General features: G+C 32.4%; 2 protein-coding genes. Both read right to left on the bottom strand.

Annotated features, from left to right (window positions below):
* Nucleotides 1–32: 32 nt before the first annotated feature.
* A complete protein-coding gene (locus DW036_RS25375; RefSeq protein WP_118466763.1) occupies nucleotides 33–572 on the bottom strand; it encodes a DUF5043 domain-containing protein in 540 nt (179 codons plus the stop codon).
* Nucleotides 573–609: 37 nt separating this feature from the next.
* A partial coding sequence (locus DW036_RS25370) for a DUF5043 domain-containing protein (protein ID WP_118466761.1) occupies nucleotides 610–966 on the bottom strand: 357 nt, incomplete at its 5' end.

The raw sequence follows: 966 nt of genomic DNA, 5'->3' as shown, positions 1-966 counted from the left end.
CACGCACAGACATTATTATTTAAGCGATTTACTTATTTAGGCTCTTGTGCCCAACAATAAAAAATATAACTCAGCATTTTTCCCTCGGTAGTAAGAGTAAACCAAAGGTCTTTCTTTATTTCTGTTTCTATTTTACGATAAACGGAAACAGGAATTGTTGCAAAAGGATCGGACTTATGAAACTCAAAACTTACTTCATCAACCCTACCTGTACTTGAATTTATATACATAATTATATAAAAATCATGTCCTTTTAGCATTTGTTTTTCACTATCAGAGAATGCGGCATTTACAATAGAAAAACGTTTTGAACGTGTCCAAGTGTCACTCTCAAGCAATTTAATGCCCGCTTCTGTTTGCACAAAAGATTCACCAGTATTCTTATAAACAGGATAAACATTAATTAATTTATTACTTTTGTTATAAAGTGTAACAAAACCAGAGGCTCGTACATCACACTGATAAATATAGCCATCTTGATTGAAAGTTTTAGTTGTGGCATAATAATTTGTCTGTGCATGCAAATATGCAACACAAAACAATGTACTAATAGCAAGAATTAAAGTTCTCATTTTTACACGCACAGACATTATTATTTAAGCGATTTACTTATTTAGGCTCTTGTGCCCACCAATAAAAAATATAACTCAGCATTTTCCCCTCGGCAGTAAGAGTGAACCATATGTCTTTCTTAAGTTCTATTTCAATCTTACGATAAACAGAAATAGGAATTGCTGCAAAAGGATCAGACTTATGAAACTCGAAACTCACTTCATCAACCCTACCTGTACTCGAATTTATATACATAATTATATTAAAATCATGTCCTTTTACCTTCTGTTTTTCACTATCAGAGAATGCAGCATTAACAATAGAAAAACGTTTTGAGCGTGTCCAATTATCATCTTCAAATAGTTCAATGCCTGCATCTGTTTGTGCAAAAGATTCACCTGTACTTTTATAAAC

The sequence above is a fragment of the Bacteroides sp. AF39-11AC genome (assembly GCF_003474285.1).
GTDB lineage: Bacteria > Bacteroidota > Bacteroidia > Bacteroidales > Bacteroidaceae > Bacteroides.
Note: the sequence above shows the minus strand (reverse complement) of the source record. Positions and strands in the feature narration are given on the sequence as shown.